The organism is Akkermansia sp. UNK.MGS-1 (assembly GCF_000980515.1).
In the GTDB taxonomy this organism is placed as follows: Bacteria; Verrucomicrobiota; Verrucomicrobiia; order Verrucomicrobiales; family Akkermansiaceae; genus Akkermansia; species Akkermansia muciniphila.
In genome coordinates this window covers 246541-263583 of the sequence record NZ_LBCB01000008.1, presented here as the reverse complement: position 1 = coordinate 263583, position 17043 = coordinate 246541, and the positions used below count along the sequence as shown (strand labels likewise).

Annotated in this window: 11 protein-coding genes; 7 read left to right on the top strand and 4 right to left on the bottom strand. The window is 54.9% G+C overall.

The genetic code is table 11. The features are described 5' to 3' along the window. Positions 1-238 precede the first annotated feature (238 nt). Entirely contained in the window at positions 239-3403 is a 3165-nt protein-coding gene (locus WW58_RS04740; RefSeq protein WP_046435752.1) for an autotransporter outer membrane beta-barrel domain-containing protein, read from the top strand. A gap of 95 nt (positions 3404-3498) precedes the next feature. On the opposite strand, the gene WW58_RS04735 is transcribed toward WW58_RS04740, so the two are convergent. Next, entirely contained in the window at positions 3499-5358 is a 1860-nt protein-coding gene (locus WW58_RS04735; protein WP_215833425.1) for a 4-alpha-glucanotransferase, read from the bottom strand. A 378-nt stretch (positions 5359-5736) separates the two neighbouring features. Between WW58_RS04735 and WW58_RS04730 the strand changes: the two genes are divergently transcribed. Then, positions 5737-6348, top strand: coding sequence for a hypothetical protein (locus WW58_RS04730; protein WP_046435750.1), 612 nt, complete (start codon positions 5737-5739; stop codon positions 6346-6348). Positions 6349-6462: 114 nt separating this feature from the next. Here the strand turns inward: WW58_RS04730 and rimO are convergent, their stop codons facing one another. After that, positions 6463-7821, bottom strand: a complete 1359-nt coding sequence (gene rimO, locus WW58_RS04725) for a 30S ribosomal protein S12 methylthiotransferase RimO (protein ID WP_022198776.1) — start codon at positions 7819-7821, stop codon at positions 6463-6465. Positions 7822-7847: 26 nt separating this feature from the next. Then, positions 7848-9284, bottom strand: coding sequence for an NfeD family protein (locus WW58_RS04720; RefSeq protein ID WP_022198777.1), 1437 nt, complete (start codon positions 9282-9284; stop codon positions 7848-7850). Positions 9285-9442: 158 nt separating this feature from the next. Here WW58_RS04720 and dnaG point away from each other — a divergent pair, with 158 nt between their 5' ends. The 5 genes from dnaG (at position 9443) to WW58_RS04695 (ending at position 15402) form a co-directional block, all read left to right on the top strand. After that, complete coding sequence (gene dnaG, locus WW58_RS12995) at positions 9443-11263, top strand: DNA primase (protein WP_180974008.1); 1821 nt, start codon at positions 9443-9445, stop codon at positions 11261-11263. A gap of 59 nt (positions 11264-11322) precedes the next feature. Further along, positions 11323-13389, top strand: a complete 2067-nt coding sequence (rpoD, locus tag WW58_RS04710; RefSeq protein ID WP_046435749.1) for an RNA polymerase sigma factor RpoD — start codon at positions 11323-11325, stop codon at positions 13387-13389. A gap of 38 nt (positions 13390-13427) precedes the next feature. Continuing rightward, complete coding sequence (locus WW58_RS04705; protein ID WP_102732133.1) at positions 13428-14168, top strand: M15 family metallopeptidase; 741 nt, start codon at positions 13428-13430, stop codon at positions 14166-14168. A gap of 180 nt (positions 14169-14348) precedes the next feature. After that, positions 14349-14810 (top strand): hypothetical protein, encoded by a 462-nt coding sequence (locus WW58_RS04700; protein ID WP_046435748.1) that lies wholly within the window; start codon positions 14349-14351, stop codon positions 14808-14810. Positions 14811-14940: 130 nt separating this feature from the next. Beyond that, complete coding sequence (locus tag WW58_RS04695; RefSeq protein WP_128804831.1) at positions 14941-15402, top strand: hypothetical protein; 462 nt, start codon at positions 14941-14943, stop codon at positions 15400-15402. A 199-nt stretch (positions 15403-15601) separates the two neighbouring features. Here WW58_RS04695 and WW58_RS04690 read toward each other — a convergent pair. Further along, positions 15602-17043, bottom strand: a 1442-nt coding sequence (locus WW58_RS04690; protein WP_288143408.1) for a serine hydroxymethyltransferase, incomplete at its 5' end; no start/stop codon positions are given.

Genomic DNA, 17043 nt, shown 5'->3' with positions numbered 1-17043 from the left:
CCATTTTATTTTCAGTATGGTTGCGAATTTGGAATCCGGAGTAAAGATTATTTTTTTATATTCAATGGCCAACCTGTGAGAAGAGGAAGGAATCTTGTTCTATTCCAATCTTTTTTCTAATAATAATTCATTGATTGTTATTTTGTTGTTTTGAGTTTCGAATAACAACGGATTCCAAATTCGTACATTAAAAGGAGCGCGTTTGATATGCAAAAAACATCCAAATGTACAGATTATCATGAAATTATTTGCTTTTGCCATGTTGTCCTTGGTTCCTTCAGTTACTGTCTGTTCCGTTTTTTCCAAGGAAGTGGATATTTATTCAGGAACATATGGAAACGATGATGTGGAAGTATTCCAGCCGGAGGAAGTGATGTATCATCTGGCCGGAAGGGATGGCGTCTTTTATGAAGGTGCGTTTACGTTTGACAATTATAATCCGGACAAGGGCGGCGCTGGAAACAGGCAGGGTGTTTTCTCCGGCTATAGTACACATTTTTCCAGCACGGAAGGAACGTCTCTCGGCTTTCACTGCACCGGGCTTAATCCCGGAAAGAACAGTTCCGCTTCCAAATCTTTTATTTTTGTCATGGGGCCATGGGAAAGCGGGGAGGAGTTTGTCGCTCCTCAGGTTACTTTTCAGAATTTGGGCGATTTGAGCTTCATTGCGGATAATATGGACATGATCGGCATTACCGATGGCGCCACGGCCGGAACCGGTGGCGGGAGGTACGGGAAAGCTGATATTGTTTCTTTCAACAATGTAGGAAATATCGAATTCCGGGGGCTGAATCATGGGGGTATAGGCTTCAGCCGTTTGAATTCCTTGGCTTTTACCAATACCGGGGATATTTCTTTTACGGATATGAAGATGGGATATTCTTCCAATGGCGGTGCCATTTTTATTAACCAGGGGGGGAATTCTTCCCTTTACTCCAATCCTGGAGATGGGAATATTTCTTTTGACCATACGGGAAGTATTATCTTCAGGAATCTTGTTAAAACTTCTTATTACATGAGTTCTGCGGGGATTTTTACCAATGAAGGGAGTATTTCATTTAATGATACGGAAAATATCCTGTTTGAAAATAACACGTCCACCGGAGGACCTGCGGCGATAGGCATTGGATCCATATTCTTACCGGATAACCAGCCGTCTTTGTCGTTTAGCAACATCCGGGGAGATATTATTTTTAGAAATAATAAGGCTTCCGGAGGGAGCATGCCGGGGATGGCGGGCGCTATCACTATTTATGGATCTTTTAAGCTGGTGCAAACGGGTGATGTCCTGTTTGAAAATAATGTGACTGATAAAAATACGGCCGGAGCCATTTATTGCGGCAATAATGAAGGGAAAAGGTTTGGAGGGCAATGGCTTTTGTCTGCGGATGGCGGGAATATCGTTTTCCGAGGCAACTTGGTTAAAGGAAGTTCGGGGGTCTTTGCCCGCGCCCTGGCGATTTTTGTTTATGCTCCCGAAAACGATTATACGGGCATGTCTCAGCCCAATGGGAATTTAACCATGGATTTCCGCGCCCAGGCCGGACGAGAAATTGTATTTTATGATGGTATTGATATTGAAAGTATTACTGTAGCCATGCCTACCCTGCATATTAACAGAATTCCGGCCGATTGGGCAGATTATGGAGGTATTCCTGTGGAGTTTGGAGGAACCGTGCGTTTTTCCGGTGCATTGACGGAGTCGTTTCTAGTTCGCAATGACGGGGAAAGTGATGGTGATTACGCGGAACGGGTGGAGACCTCCCGCAGGGTGAAACTTGAATCAAATATTATTGTGGAAGGGGGACGGCTGGTTCTTGAATACGGCATGAACCTGGCGAATGAGAGTGGGGATGTATGGCAGGGAAGTTCAAGAGTGGAGCAGGACAAACCGGTGTTTAACCTGGCCGGCGGAGTGCTGGAAATGACGTCCGGTTCATCCATCAGCGCCCAGCAGGTGATTGTTTCCGGCCATGGCAGCGGCGCTATCCTGCGGGTGGGAGCCGCTCCCATCGGTTCCGACAGTTGGGAGGGGAAGACCTATGAACAGCCTTCCCTTTCCGCTGTCACCATTGACATGTCCCACGGGTTTGACTGGGATCTCATGCCTTTCTCGGAACGGGGGGACAGCGGTATCAACATCACCGCCTCCGGGGAATTTTTACTGGGGGGAACCATTGGAATTGCGGATACGCTGGATGATTACGCCTCCGCCGCCTGGGGAAGGGACCGGGAGTTTGTCATTTTTAATATGGATTCTTCCAGCAAACGGCCGCAAGGAGAGCTGAAAGGGGTTATTTCCAATACGACCCAGTCATCCACGGTTGATTCTCCCTATACCTACGGCGGTACCTGGGAATATGAATGGCGCGACATGGATGGAGATGGAGAAGATGACCAGCTGTTGGCAATTTGGAAACATGAAGCCGGATGCCGCCCGGATCAGGTCCGTCCGGAGCAGGCTGGAGAACTTGCTCTCAATTCCCTTTGGAGTTCCGCTTCAAACGCGGCTTCTCTTGGGAATACTGCGTTGGCGCAGTTAACCCCGGTGCGGTTGTATCAGCGGTATGCACGCAATGTATGGGGAATGGGGCTGGGGGATTTCGCCCGCCAGCGTTCCCGGGGCAGCGTAGATGGTTATGACTATGACGGGGGCGGATATTCCGTTGGCATGGATTCCGATTTTGGAGGAAAGAGCGGGATATGGGGGATAGCGTTCGGACAAATGCACGGTTTCAGCAGGAGCCGGGATTTTAATGGGAGGATTACCCAGGATTCCCTGATGGGGAGCATTTATTGGGGGCGGATATTCCGCTCCGGCGAGCGTTCCCTGTGGACGGTGAAAGCCGATCTTACTTGGGGAATGACTGATAACTGCATGAAAAGCCGGTTCAGCAACGGTATGGACGCTCATGGGGAATGGAACAATAGAACGTGGCTGGTCCAGGCGGAAGTTTCCAGAAGCATTCAGTATGCAGGAGGATGGACTGTGTCTCCGTTTTTGAGGATGGAGTTTACACATGGCACGGAGGCTTCTTTTCTTGAAGACGGCAGCTATGCCAGAAAATTTGAAGGAGCGGTTTTGCGCCGGTTGTCCATCCCGGCAGGTGTGAGTGTTGAGAGAAGTGGTGACTGGAAAGGCAGGCACTGGACGCAGGTGCTCCGCCTTTCCTATGTGGGAGATGCTATTCAGGATGTGCCGGAGGCTTCCGTTTACAGCATATACAGCGACATTTTCTGGAGGGCCCGTGGTGTCCAACCAGCCCGCCATGCCGTACGCGTGGAGTATGATGCCGCCTTGCAGTGGAATGACCGCTGGACGGTTTATGCCGGTTATGGCATGGAAGCCCGGGGAAGCTCCGTGTACCACCGCGTAAATGCGGGTGTATCCAGGGCGTTTTAGGAAACATCAGCACGGATAGAAAAAAGGGCACGTTTTCGAAGGAAACGCGCCCTTTTTTGATACTGCGGGGGGGATGTTCCGGCAGGGGGGGACAGCTACAATGTTTTGCCGTTCGGCCACATCAGCATCCGTTTCAGGAAGCGTTCGTTGTTGACGGTGATCTTCGGGAAGAGGCGTTTGCTGGATTCCTTGAGCGCCCTGATGGCGTCTTCACCCTGCAGCGGCGTGCGGCCGGATTCGTCGATGACGGTACGCAGCCATGCGGTCTGCGGCATGCCGCATGCTTCCACGGCCTTGAAGGGCATGCGTTCCCTCCAGTTGGTCCCTCCCGTAGTGCCGGGAATATTGAGCCGTTTGTTGATGCCGAAGAGAGCAGGCCAGAGAATGGCCGCATAACGGGAACGGGAACGGAACAGGGCGTTGTACATGGCCGTCTTGATTTCCTGGTTCCAGTAGGAAAGACAGGTTTCAGGCTGCATGCCGGAGAAATCCGCAAACCATTTCAGAAGGCTCGCTCCGTCCTCCGCCTGGCGCACGATGTTTTCCTGTTCCGGGCTGGACGGCGTTTTGGGGGAGCCGTTCTCCCACAGGCCCAGCTTGCGGGCGCGTTCGATTTTCGCGTAGCTGTCGTTCCATGTCTGCATGATGGTTTCGAAATCATGCGTTCCGAACGCCGCAAAGGAGCATTCGTGATACTCTTTTCCGGACGTAATGGTTCCGTCCGCCTTGATTTCCCAGTGGGGAATTTTGAAACCGGGGATATCCAGCTGGCGCATGTTCGGGCGCACGTAGTCCGGAACGCAGCCCAGGTCTTCCCCCACCACGCTGACGCCGGGAGCGGCGGAAAGCAGAAGGCGCAGGTACAGGTCCCCATCCGCCAGGTTCATGTTGCGGTCCGCAGCATTGTCATCCCCGCGCGGCTTGAAGCCGGGCAGCCTTCCGCCCGTTCTCTGGGCCGCCTGATCGGTGGAAAGCGGCAGGAATACCCCGTTTTCCGTGGGTTTCCACGGGAAGGAGTAAATGCGGTAAAAGCCCAGGATGTGGTCGATCCTGTACATGCTGAAAATCTTGGTGCAGTATTTTACCCGGCGGCGCCACCAGGCGAAGTTGTCCTGCGCCATGACATCCCATCTATACAGCGGAATGCCCCAGTTTTGCCCCCATTTGACCGTGAATGGGTCTTCCGCATAGCTGCCTTCCGCCGGGGCTCCTCCGCACCATTCCGTGTCAAACAGGTGGCGCTCAAAAAAGACGTCGGCGCTGGAAAGGGAAACGCCAATGGGGATATCCCCCATCAGCTTCACATTGCGTTCGTCCGCATAAATACGGATGAATTCCCACTGTTTTTCACAGAGCCACTGGAGCCAGCGGGCAAAATCCTTTTCCTCTTCGTAATCGGAGGCAATGGCCTTGGCCCGCGCCGGATCCTGTTCCGGCCAGTGCCACCAGATTTCCGTACCGAACAGGTCGCAGAGAATCTGGAAACAGACAAAGTCTTCCAGCCAGCTTCCCTGTTCTTTCACCCATTCCCTGAATTTGGGCATAATGCACTCATATTCCGGCTTGGTTTTGAAATTGTTCCAGGCTCCCCGCAGAATCCACATTTTCCAGAATCTGACCTTGGGGTAGTCCACCAGATCCGGGCCGGAGGGCTGTTCCCACGGCAGCGTGTCCCCCGTTTCATTGAATACGCGTTCTTCCAGGCCGGGTATGGTCCAGGGTTCCAGGGAAAGGTACAGGGGTTCCAAAGCTACGGAGCTGATGGCGGAATAGGGGGAGGGGCATTCGTCCCTGCCCAGGGCATTGACGGGGAGCAGCTGGAGGAACCCCACATGGGCATCCGCCGCCCAGTCAATCCATTGGCGCAAGGCCGTCAGGTCCCCGATTCCGTGGTCATTGTTACGGCGCAGGGAGAACAATGGCAGAACTACGCCGGCTAATCTTTTCTCATCCATATCAGAACGCATTACTTGAGCGGTTCCCCCGGATGGACCTGCGTCAGCCGTTGGAACAGTAAGCTCCAGAATAGCATTTCCGGCAGGAAGGCGGCAAGCTTAATACGTTGTCTCCGCGCCATGCTTTGCGGTTTTTCCTGGGAAGTGGAGCAGGGGGACGGTAAGACAGGCTGTTTTTTCCCGCCGCAGGAATAGACGCCTTACCGGGAATCCGATTATTTGTCCGGGATGCAGTTCGGAAGCGGCATGGTTTTCTCTGCGGGAAACAGCATGAACCGGAGGGAAAGGCGGAATTTTTCTTTTAGAAACAGTCTCTGGCGGAAACAGGCGCAAATTCTGCTTCCATCCGTAATCCCCGGCAATTAAGATAATCTGCAAATGAAATTGCTTTTTCTCCCTTCCGCTTTGCTGGTGCTGCTGGCCTCCTGCGGTCCGAACAAGCATGTGAATGCCTGGGACCGTCAGAGTTCTGCGTTGGATCCCGTGGGAATCACTTCCAAGAAAATGGCGGCTAAAAACAAGGCGGAGCAGGCATTTTACAAACCTGGGGAAGCCGTTACGTTCAAGAAGGACAGAATGATGGTGTTTGAACAGAATCCGGAAAGTAATTTTTCCACAAGCGGAACCGTCAGGGGTGGGGTGAAAACCGGGAAAGTGCTGGTCTGCGGGGATTTGTTCGCCAAAGTCGAGTTTGAAGACGGCAGCCAGGGTTACGTAAGCCTCTCGGAGATTGTTAATCCGCAGGAAATGATGGGTTTTTATCCTGTTTCCGCTTCTGATTTAATTGGTCCGGGCGGAGCTTTGCTTCCTTTGCCCTCAAACATGGGCGCCGTCAGCCCGGAAGCCGCCGCCGCTTCCCGTGAGCTGGATATATCCCGGATGAATACCTCTCTGGTTCCTGTTCCGAATTCCGTTTCTCCGTCGGGAGCTGCGTCTCAGGAAGCTCCTCCGGAAAACGTTCCCCTGCCTGAATCCAGCGTGAAGCAGTAGGGCCTTTGCAGAAAATCCGGAAAGTCGGGCGGAAAACAGGAGGCAATATACGTCGGCCTGCGCTTCGCCTGTATTTTTGTTCCCGGGTTCTTTCCGACAGGAACGGAAGCAATTTTATTCCGCCGTCAATTCATACGCAACGGCATCCGTTACGGTGACAGTAGCGAATTGCCCGACGGGCAGCGTCAGAGGAACGGAAACGGTCCCGTCAATGTCCGGAGCATCCCATTCCGTTCTGGCGACTCCGGGAGCATCCACCAGCACGCGTATTTGCCTGCCGATTTGCTCCTGGCCCGTTTCCGAAGCGAGACGCGCCAGCAACAGGGTGGCTTCATTGTAGCGGCGAGCCTTGGTGCGGTGGTGCACCTGATTGGGCATCTTGTAGGCTTTTGTCCCTTCCTCCCGTGAGAAGGTGAAAATGCCGGCGCGTTCAAAACGGAATTCCTCGATAAACTCCATCAGTTCCTGATGGTCGTCTTCCGTTTCTCCGGGGAATCCGGTGATGAAGGTGGTGCGGATGGCGATGCCCGGAACGGCCTTCCGGATATTCCGGAGCAACGTGCGGATATAGTCTCCGTCCGTTACGCGCTGCATGGCGTCCAGCATATTATCGGAAATATGCTGGAGGGGAATGTCTACATAGCGGGCCACTTTGGGGCATTCCGCGATGGCTGCGGTCAGTTCGTCGCTCCAGTGGGCGGGGTGGGTGTAGAGCAGCCTGATCCAGAATTCTCCCTCAATGGCGTTCAGAGCGCGGAGCAGGGAAGCCAGGGATTCTCCGCGGGAGGAATCCACCGCGCTGCGGCGGTTTGGGCGCGCATCCGTCCATTTATCCATGCCGTAATAGGTGATGTCCTGCGCGATGAGGCAGATTTCCTTCACGCCGGACCGGATAAGGGTTTCCGCTTCACGCACTACGTCCTGCTGGGAACGGCTGCGGTGGCGTCCGCGGATCATGGGAATGATGCAGTAGGCGCAGCCGTGGTTGCAGCCTTCCGCTATCTTGATGTAGGCCGTGTGCGGCGGGGTAAGGCGGTAGCGCGGTGTGTTCCAGTCAGGAACGTACCTGCATTTTCCTTCAATGAAGTTCCGGTTCTGTATGGTCCGGTCCATCACTTGAGTGATGATTTCCGGCAGTTTGGTGATTTGGTCCGGACCGATAAAGGCGTCCACCTCCGGAAGCAGGGCGGGCAGTTCCTTCCGGAAGCGCTGGGACAGGCAGCCCGCCACGATGAGTTTCTGGTTTTCCGGATAAGCCCCGTTTTCCCGGGCACGCACGATGTCCAGAATGGCATCGATGGCTTCCTGCTTGGCCTGGTCAATGAAAGCGCAGGTATTGACCACCATTACGTCCGCGAGTTCCGGTTCCGGAGTCATGGTCATGCCGGCTTTTTGCAGGTGGCCGATCATGATTTCAGAGTCAACCAGATTCTTGGGGCAGCCCAGGGAAATGAGTCCAACGGTGAGAGGCATGGCAGTAGATAAGAAGCGTGATGGCGTCAATCCCCGGAGGGGGAGTCGTCCTTGACGACGACGAGGTCGAATGGCCGGATGTCCACGACGCGCACAGGGGTACCCTTAATCAGTATGCCTTGTCGAGAGAAAACCTCGCATATTTCGCCATGAATCATGGCTTTTCCATTGGGTTTTAGCTCCGTGACGGCGTTCCCGCGGTCTCCTACCTGAACGCGCGCGATATTGACCGCTTCCCCGGCGGAACCTCCGCTGACCGTGGCGTTGGTAACGCGGCGCATCAGGATGGAATCCGGGAGGTATTTCATCAGCAGGGCAATCAGAAGGGAGCCTCCGGTCAGGCCCAGGGCCAGTTTCAGGAGGGGGATGCCCAGGACTGCCGCCAGCGTGTTGACGTCATCCCACTGTCCGTCCCGGATGATATGGTCCCATTCCCAGGAGCTGACCATGCCGCCGAACAGGGCCAGAAAGATGCAGACGCCGCCCGCAATGGCCGCAATGAATGTGCCCGGGATAACGAAGAATTCCACGCAAAGAAGGACTATGCCCAGAACGAGCAGGGCCGCCGTCTCATAGCCGGCCAGATTCCCGGCAATGTTGTTGCCGAAGAAGAACAGGGCAAACGCGGCAATGGCCACAATGCCGCCGATGCCGAATCCCGGCGTTTTAAATTCCATGTAAATGCCGCCGATGCCCAGCAGGATCAGGATGGGGGAAGCCCATGCAATCCAGAGGCCGATGCGCTCAAAGGCCGTAGGTTCCGCCGTGACTACGGGGGCATTTACTTTCTCCTGGGCCAGCAGGTCCGTGACGGAGGAGGCTGTGCCCTGGGCCAGCAGGGGCCTGCCGTCTTCCAGACGCGCGGCGGCTTCCTTGCCCGTCAGGGTCAGGAGCGCGCCTTTTTCCAGTTTGACGGGGCCGAACTGCTGTTCCTGGTCGGACGGGATCATCATGGCTTTTACCACTTCCGGGCGGTAACCCTTTTCCGTCACGACGGAGCGGGTAAAGGCCCAGAAGGCGCTTTCCGCTTTCTTGCGCATGACGGGATCCATTTCCTCTCCGGATGAGGTGATGATGCCCGCTGCGCCGATGGAGGAGACGGGAGCCATGTAGATTTTGTCGCACGCCGCGGAGATGAGCGCCCCGGCGGACATGGCCCTGGGGTTTACGTAGGCGTAGGTGGGAATGGTGAGCGGCTGGATGCTTTTCATCATCATCTCGCTGGTCTCCCAGGCCAGGCCGCCGGGCGTGTTCAAATCGAATATTACCGCGCGCGCCTGCTCCTCCTGCGCTCTTTTCAGGATGCGGTTCATGAAGCCGAAGCTTTGTTTGCTGGTCAGGGAGTCCTCCCCTACGGGGATGACGACTACCCTGTCGCGGAAGGTTTCCTCCGCGGCCGCCCGGAAGGGGGCGCCGGCAAACAGGGCCAGCAAAGCCAGCAACAGAAGGTGAATGCGCTTCATGCGGACAGGCTAGCATGTTCCGCTCCCGCGCTCAATGGGGAAATGTGTTCCTCCGGGGCGGGAAGCCGCCGGTGCTGCGCCGTCTTTTCCCTGCCTGTGGAGGCCTTGTTTCCTCGCATGGCGTTCCGATTCTGTCTTCTTGTGCACCCGTACCCCTTGTGATAGACTGGTTCCGCCTTATGGGAAGGATTGATGAAGACAGTATCCGGCGCGTTCTGGAGGCCACTGACATTGTAGATGTGGTGGGGGCCTATCTTCCCCTGAAAAGGGCCGGTTCCCGGTGGAAGGCATGCTGCCCGTTCCACAATGAAAAGACGCCTTCCTTTATTGTGGACCAGAGTCGGCAGAATTTTAAATGCTTTGGCTGCGGGGAAGGAGGGTCTGCCATCACTTTTGTGATGAAGATGGAGAACCTGGGATTTGCGGATACCGTGCGAAGGCTGGCGGAAAAAGCCGGAATCTCCATTGTGGAGGAGGTCTATGACGCAGCGGAGGAAAGGCGGCGCAAGACACGCACGGCTTTGCTGGTGGCCCACAAGAAGGCAGCTGGGTTTTTCCACAGGCTCCTGCTTTGTTCCCCGAAGGCGGCGGAGGCCAGGGCTTACCTGAATTCCCGCGGATACGGGGCAGACATGGCGAAACGCTGGCAGGTAGGGTGGGCTCCTGACTCCTCGCGGGAGTTTCTGGCCTGGGCCCGCAGGGAGGGTATCCCGGACCAGGTGCTGATAGATTCCGGTCTCGCCAACCGCGGAGAACGGGGAGATTTGTACGCCCGCTTCCGGGACAGGCTGATGTTCCCCATCAACAATGTGTACGGAGAATGTGTGGCGTTTTCCGGCCGCATTCTGCGGCCTCAGGAAAACGTAGGCAAGTACGTTAATTCCCCGGAGACGGCCATTTTCAAAAAGGGGGACGTGGTGTTTGCCCTGGACAAGGCGCGCGGCCCTATGGGAAAAAGCGGCAAAGCCCTGTTGTGCGAGGGACAGATAGACGTTATTGCCTGCCACGAGGCGGGTATTTCTTTTGCCGTAGCCCCTTTGGGGACGGCGTTTACTCCGGAGCATGCCCGGATTCTTTCACGCTATGCTTCACGGATAGTATTGTGTTTTGACGCGGACAAGGCGGGCATGGTTGCGGCGGACCGGGCTTTCCGTGAACTGGCCCCTTTTGGCAAGGATATTTACCTGGTGAACCTTCCTGCCGGGGACGATCCGGATTCTTTCATGAAGAGGGAGGGGAAAGAGGCTTTTTCTGGGATGGTGGAGCGGGCCCGTTCCTTCTTTGAGGTTCGCATTGAACGGGCCAGGGAGAGCGGTTTGTTGGATGATGCCGCTTCCAGCGCCGCTTTTGCCCGTGAGATGACGGCCCTGCTGGCCTGCATGAGCGACCCGGTGGCCCGGGACCTGGCTACGGCTGACGTAGCCACGCGCATGCGCATGGCTGCGGATAATTTGCGCGGCGCCGTCAGAATGGCCGGACGCCGGAAGGGGCAGGAACAGGCCCAGTCCGCAGAGCGTAAGACGGCTGAGGAGGTTCCGCAGCATCCTCCTGTGAAAATGGATCGCGCCGTGGCCGTGCTCTGTGAACTGGCCCTTCAGAATTCCCGTGCCCAGGGGCTTATCGTGGACCGCATTGAAGAATTGCTGGAGCCGATGCGGCTGCTGCAGGGCGGAGGCATCTTAAAAAAAATTCTGGCCAGGCTGCCTTCTCCGGACAGCCCTGCGGCCGTTCAGGCTTTTCTGGTGTCTCTGCCTCAGCCGGAACGGGATGCCCTGGGCATGCTGAATCTGGAGCCCATACCTATTCCCGATGTGGACAGGAGCGTACAGGAAGCCTGCTCCGGCATTGCGAAGGCCGCTTTGGAGAGGCACATCGCCTCCCTGATGGCGGAACTGGCGGATCCCTCCACGGATGCTGCCAGAAGGCTGGAATTGTCCAAACTTAGTGTTGACTTGAAGCGTTTGCTGGGTACAATGTAGTGCCTCGATACCTCCGGGTATTGATATAATGGTGAATTGTGCCCTCTTCTTTTCAAGATATGTCCAAATCCGGTGACCCATCCCCCTCTTCTCCCAAGAAGACTTCCGCCAACAAAAAAGCTTCTGAATCCAAGGAAAAAATAGCGGCCCGGCCCGCCGCAAAAAATTCCAAAACCGCTCCGAAGGCGGCTCCTGTCAAAAAAAACTCTGCCAAGGCTGCCGCTCCGGCTGCGGAAAAGGCCGCCGCCAAGCCCGTTGCGGAAAAAAAGGCCCCGGCAAAAAAAGCGTCTCCGGCTTCTGCCTCCAGGAAGGCGGCGCCGGCCGCCAAAAAGACTCCGGCAAACGCGCCTGAAGCTGTCCCTGCCAAGAAAGCCCCAGCCAAGGCTGCGGAGAAGAAGCCGGCTGAGAAGAAGGCCGCCAAACCTGCCGCGAAGGAGGAAACGCCCAAAAAGTTAAGCGAAATACTGGAAGAGGAACGCAAGAGGGCTGCCAGCCGTAAGATCACGAATCCGATTGACGCTCCGGAAATTCAGGAAAAAATCCGTGAACTTATCAAGCTCGCCAAGGAACAGGGGTATCTGACTTTTGACGATATTAATGACTCCCTTCCTAACGACATTGTCGATCAGCAGGATTACGAGGCCATCATGGACCGCCTGCGCAGCATGGCGTTTGACATCATTGACGCGTCCGATGTGGACAGCTACACGGACCGCACCCGCATCAGCACGGAAGAAGAGGACGAAGAGGAAAAGCTCGAAGCCAAGATGGACATTCTGGATGATCCCGTCCGCATGTACCTGAAGCAAATGGGCCAGGTTTCCCTGCTTACCCGTGAAGAGGAAGTGGCCATTTCCAAGAGAATTGAGGACGCGGAACAGAACGTCCAGCGCTGTGTGCACCGCTTCGGTTTCATCGCGAATGCCTATCTGGACGTAGCCTATCGCCTGCTCGACAATGAGGAACGCTTTGACCGCGTTATCCTTGACAAAAAGATAGACTCCCGTGAGCGCTATATGAAAGGGCTGGCCCAGCTCTGCGCCCAGATACAGCAGACCCATCAGGACGCATCCGGTTCCTTCCGCAAGCTGTACCGCAGCAAGGAGGCGGCCAAGTCCGTCAAGGCCCGCCAGGCCGAATTCGACAAAGTTGCCGGCGCTTTGGTGAAGTTCTTCGGTCGCCTGTATTTCAAGCACAAGGTGATTGAGGATTTCTGTTCCATGATTGACGAGGCCCGCGACCGCGTGCTCCGCATGCAGAAGAAGGTTGCCCTGGAACCGGACAACAAGGAACTCAAGGAACATCTGGCAGAGCTGGAGCTTCGCATGTGGATGACTGCGGATGAGATGGGAGATGCCTACCAGGAACTCCGCAAATGGCTTCGCGAAGCCCGCAGGGCCAAGGATGAAATGGTGGAGGCTAATCTGCGCCTGGTCATTTCCATTGCCAAAAAATATACCAACCGCGGCCTCTCCTTCCTGGATCTGATTCAGGAAGGCAACATGGGCCTGATGAAAGCGGTGGAAAAATTTGAATACCGCCGCGGCTACAAATTCTCCACCTATGCTACCTGGTGGATTCGCCAGGCCATCACCCGCTCCATTGCAGACCAGGCCCGCACCATCCGCATTCCCGTGCACATGATTGAAACCATCAATAAATTGATGCGCGTGCAAAAGCAGCTGGTGCAGGAGTATGGTAGGGAACCCACTCCGGAAGAAATCGCGGAAGAAATCCATCTGCCTGTGGAACGCGTGCGTTCCGTTTTGAAAATGGCCCAGCAGCCTATTTCCCTGCAAGCCCCCGTGGGGGATTCCGACGATACTTCCTTTGGTGACTTTATTGAAGACAAGGCGGCGGAAAATCCCATGGAGGAAGCCTCCTTCTCTTTCCTGAAAGAAAAAATCAAGGATGTTCTGGACACCCTCACGGATCGTGAACGCGAAGTTATTGAACAGCGCTTCGGCCTCCGGGACGGCAGTCCCCGCACTCTGGAGGAGGTGGGCCGCCAGTTCAGCGTCACCCGCGAACGCATTCGCCAGATTGAAGCCAAAGCCCTCCGCAAGCTGCGCCATCCCACGCGCATCAGCAAGATCAAGGGATTCCTGGAAATGACGGAATCCTGACCGGATTTGCGCCGCATGCCGTGCTACGCTTCGTGGTCATGAAGACTTGCGTAGCTGCGGTATGCGGCATGTTCATGTTACTGGTTTCCTGTTCCGGCAGCAGGGAATTCAAACCGGCGTTCAATCAGCCCCTTCAGCCCGTGATGCAGCCGGGCTTTGTGTATGTGGACCAGGTGGCTCCGCTGGTGAAGACTAATTTGAAATATGCCGGGTATGACAATTTTGTAGGACGTCCGCTGGACGGTTACCACGGTCGGCGCGCCATCCTGCGCACTCAGGCGGCGCAGGCGTTGAAAAAAGTCTCGGAAGATTTGTATCGTCAGGGTTACCTGCTGGAAATTTATGACGCCTACCGTCCCCATACCGCCGTGCTGGACATTTGCAAATGGGGAACTGACGACGGGGATCAAAAGATGAAGTCCCGGTATTATCCCCATATTGACAAGGCCAAGGTGTTCGGAGACCACTATGTGCGCGATTTTTCGGAACATTCCCGGGGCGTGGCTGTGGATGTTTCCCTGCTGTACGCCAAGACCGGAAAGCCGGTGGATATGGGCGGCCATCATGACCTGCTGGATCCCAGTTCCACCACAGACTCTACATTAGTGACTCCTTCCCAACGCAGAAACAGGATGATTCTGAAAACGGCTTTTGAAAAACAGGGTTTTGCCAATTATGCTCCGGAATGGTGGCACTATCGCCTGTTGAATGAACCTGAACCTACCCTGCATTATTACTTTCCCGTGTGGGACGGCATGACTTCCGCGGGCAGGCCATAAAAGAATTTTACATATCAAATTTTTGTAAAAATTTGTTTGTTAGCTGAGTGGCCGACCCGTGCTGATTCCTATCAAGCAGAATGTAGAAGATCGTACTGACACCTGGAAAGGATACATTAGAGTAGAAAAAGCAGAACGGCATTATTTCCTCATCGACGGAGACGATGTTATGACTCTCCAATGGCGCGAGTCATCTATGCGGAAGCCGATACGAAGGGTGCCGAGATAAGGACGAGTGCATTGGTGATGTTGAATCGTCCCGGCAGCACGAAAGGGAATGCTTATCGAAATCCCTTGTTGAGTATATTGACGGAATTTGGCGAAATCAAAGACGGTAAGAATCCTGATTGGGCCTCCGTAATAAATCAGCAATATGCCAAGGTTGAAGTGGATGAGTACATGGATATTGACAGGCTGAGCTGTGAAAAACTGGAAGAAGCCAGAAAGGCGCTCCTTGAGGTTCTGAGCGGTGGCGTGACTGTTCCTTATGATGAATTTAGAACGGCAGTCACTACTCCCACTCCTCATGTCACTATTGGCGGAACTGACTTTTTAACTGAAAAGCAGTATCGGAACTGTATTGTCAAACCAGACGGATGCGATAGTTTGTCTGTCTGGCCCGGTGGACCTTTGGATAGATAAATCATTCTGAAGCATCATCAGGCGGATCAGATGATTGAGACTTGAGCCGTCTTTTTGACGAAGTAATATCTGGAGGATGAATGCCTCTCTTAAAACGCTTCTTTTCTCTTGCCGCACGGTTCCCCTTGTTATGGCTTTTGACGTGCCTTCTCCCCTTGTCGATCATCCTCCGGTGGATGTTGCCGCCTTGCGTTTTCACAAGCAGGAGATGACTTTTCTGGAAAACTGTTTCCGGGAGAATCCGGATAACAAAGTAATTTGGCAGGCGGACCATGAAGCCGCATTAGTGTGGAGAACGCCGAGGGGAGCCAATTTTAACAGTTATGAATTTAAGGCTTTTCTGCGCCAGCAGGACGGTTCATTCATGGAAATGGGGAGGTATTCCGTCATGTCTAGCTATGGATATTGGGATGAAAAAAATATCCAATTCTCCGATAAAGGATTTCAGGTTGTTTTAATTGCGGATGGAGGAGCAACGCATGCAAGTCATCAGTTCTATTATTCCCAACCTGCCGCTACCTTTGTTTTCCGGTTGGGCCGGGAAGAGGGCAAATGTTCCAACGAGGAAGTGTGGATGGACAATGGCAGTTGATTTCCAAACCGGTTTGTCTGCAATATAGGAGGGGAAAAGTGCAGTTTGGATGAACCCCGACCATTCCTTGACGAAGAGGTTTTTTTGTTGCGGGCGTCTTGGCCGCGCGTATCGGGGGCCGTAAATACGGACTTTTGATGAAAAGGCCGTTCCGCGGTAAAGGCGGAACGGCCTGAAAAGCGTTTATACGCAGGAGATGTTAATGAGGCAAGCGGAAGTTGCGGTTAAACGCGGAAACTTCTTCCTTAAGCTGGGAGAAGCCTTCCGGATTCGGGCATACCTGGTCACCTACGTACAAGGCCAGCGCACGCGCAATGAATTCAGCCACCTGTTCCACGTCTTTTTCCTTCATGCCGCGAGTGGTTACGGCAGGCGTACCGATGCGGATGCCGGAAGGTTTCATGGGAGAACCCGTGTCAAACGGGATGGCGTTCTTGTTTACGGTGATGCCTACGCGGTCCAGGGCTTCCTGCGCGTCTGCACCGTTAATGCCTTTGTTGCGGAGGTCTACCATGAATACGTGGTTGTCCGTACCGTTGGAGACGACGCGGAAGCCGAGTTCCGCCATTTTGGCCGCCATGGCCTTGGCGTTTTTGACAACCTGGGCCGCATAGTCCTTGAATTCGGGCTTCAGAGCTTCTCCGAAACAGGCCGCCTTGGCGGCAATGATGTGCATGAGGGGACCGCCCTGCATTCCGGGGAAGACGGCTGCATCCAGTTTTTTGGCGTATTCCTCCTTGCAGATGACGAAGCCGCCGCGGGGGCCGCGCAGGGATTTATGCGTGGTGGAGGAGACGAAGTCCGCATGGGGAACCGGATTCGGGTGCTGCCCCCCGGCCACCAGGCCCGCGATGTGGGCCATGTCCACGAACAGGTAGGCACCGCAGGCCCTGGCAATCTGGCCCATGCGTTCAAAGTCGATTGTGCGTGAGTAGGCGCTTGCTCCCGCCGTGATCATTTGCGGCTTTACCTCCAGAGCCAGTTTTTCCAAAGCATCATAGTCAATAGCTTCCGTTTCCTGGGATACGCCGTAGTGAACCACATTGTACAGTTTGCCGGAGAAGTTGGCCCGGTGTCCGTGGGTGAGGTGGCCGCCGTGGGAGAGATCCATCGTGAGAATGGTGTCGCCCGGCTTCAGAACAGAGAAGTAAACGGCCATGTTGGCCTGGGAACCGGAGTGGGGCTGCACGTTGGCATGATCCCCGCCGAAAATTTTCAGCACGCGGTCAATGGCGAGCTGTTCCACTTTGTCCACCACCTCGCAACCGCCATACCAGCGCTTGCCGGGATAGCCTTCCGCGTATTTGTTGGTCAGCAGGGAGCCCTGGGCTTCCCGGACGGAGGGAGAGGTGAAATTTTCGGAGGCAATCAGCTCAATGTTGTTGCTTTCCCGGCGTCCTTCCTCCTGGATGAGGCCCGCCAGTTCCGGGTCCGTCCATTGCAGGGGGCTACCGGAGGATTTGACGACGCGGCGTTCATGGCGTCCGCCTTCAAAGTCAGCATGTAGCCAGGCGTCCAGGACGTCTTCCACACTTTCATTGTCCACATAGGCGGAAGCCAGGCAGAGCAGGTTGGAATCATTGTGCTGGCGGGAAAGGGCCGCAGCAGGGGCCGTGCGGCAGAGGGCGGCGCGGACGCCCA

Bases quoted from the DNA above. Each gene is read 5' to 3' on its own strand.
- WW58_RS04705 (WP_102732133.1), top strand. From the start codon at position 13,428: ATGAAGACTTGCGTAGCTGCGGTATGCGGCATGTTCATGTTACTGGTT.
- rpoD (WP_046435749.1), top strand. From the start codon at position 11,323: ATGTCCAAATCCGGTGACCCATCCCCCTCTTCTCCCAAGAAGACTTCC.
- WW58_RS04700 (WP_046435748.1), top strand. From the start codon at position 14,349: ATGGCGCGAGTCATCTATGCGGAAGCCGATACGAAGGGTGCCGAGATA.
- WW58_RS04740 (WP_046435752.1), top strand. From the start codon at position 239: ATGAAATTATTTGCTTTTGCCATGTTGTCCTTGGTTCCTTCAGTTACT.
- WW58_RS04695 (WP_128804831.1), top strand. From the start codon at position 14,941: ATGGCTTTTGACGTGCCTTCTCCCCTTGTCGATCATCCTCCGGTGGAT.
- WW58_RS04735 (WP_215833425.1), bottom strand. From the start codon at position 5,358: ATGGATGAGAAAAGATTAGCCGGCGTAGTTCTGCCATTGTTCTCCCTG.
- WW58_RS04720 (WP_022198777.1), bottom strand. From the start codon at position 9,284: ATGAAGCGCATTCACCTTCTGTTGCTGGCTTTGCTGGCCCTGTTTGCC.
- WW58_RS04730 (WP_046435750.1), top strand. From the start codon at position 5,737: ATGAAATTGCTTTTTCTCCCTTCCGCTTTGCTGGTGCTGCTGGCCTCC.
- rimO (WP_022198776.1), bottom strand. From the start codon at position 7,821: ATGCCTCTCACCGTTGGACTCATTTCCCTGGGCTGCCCCAAGAATCTG.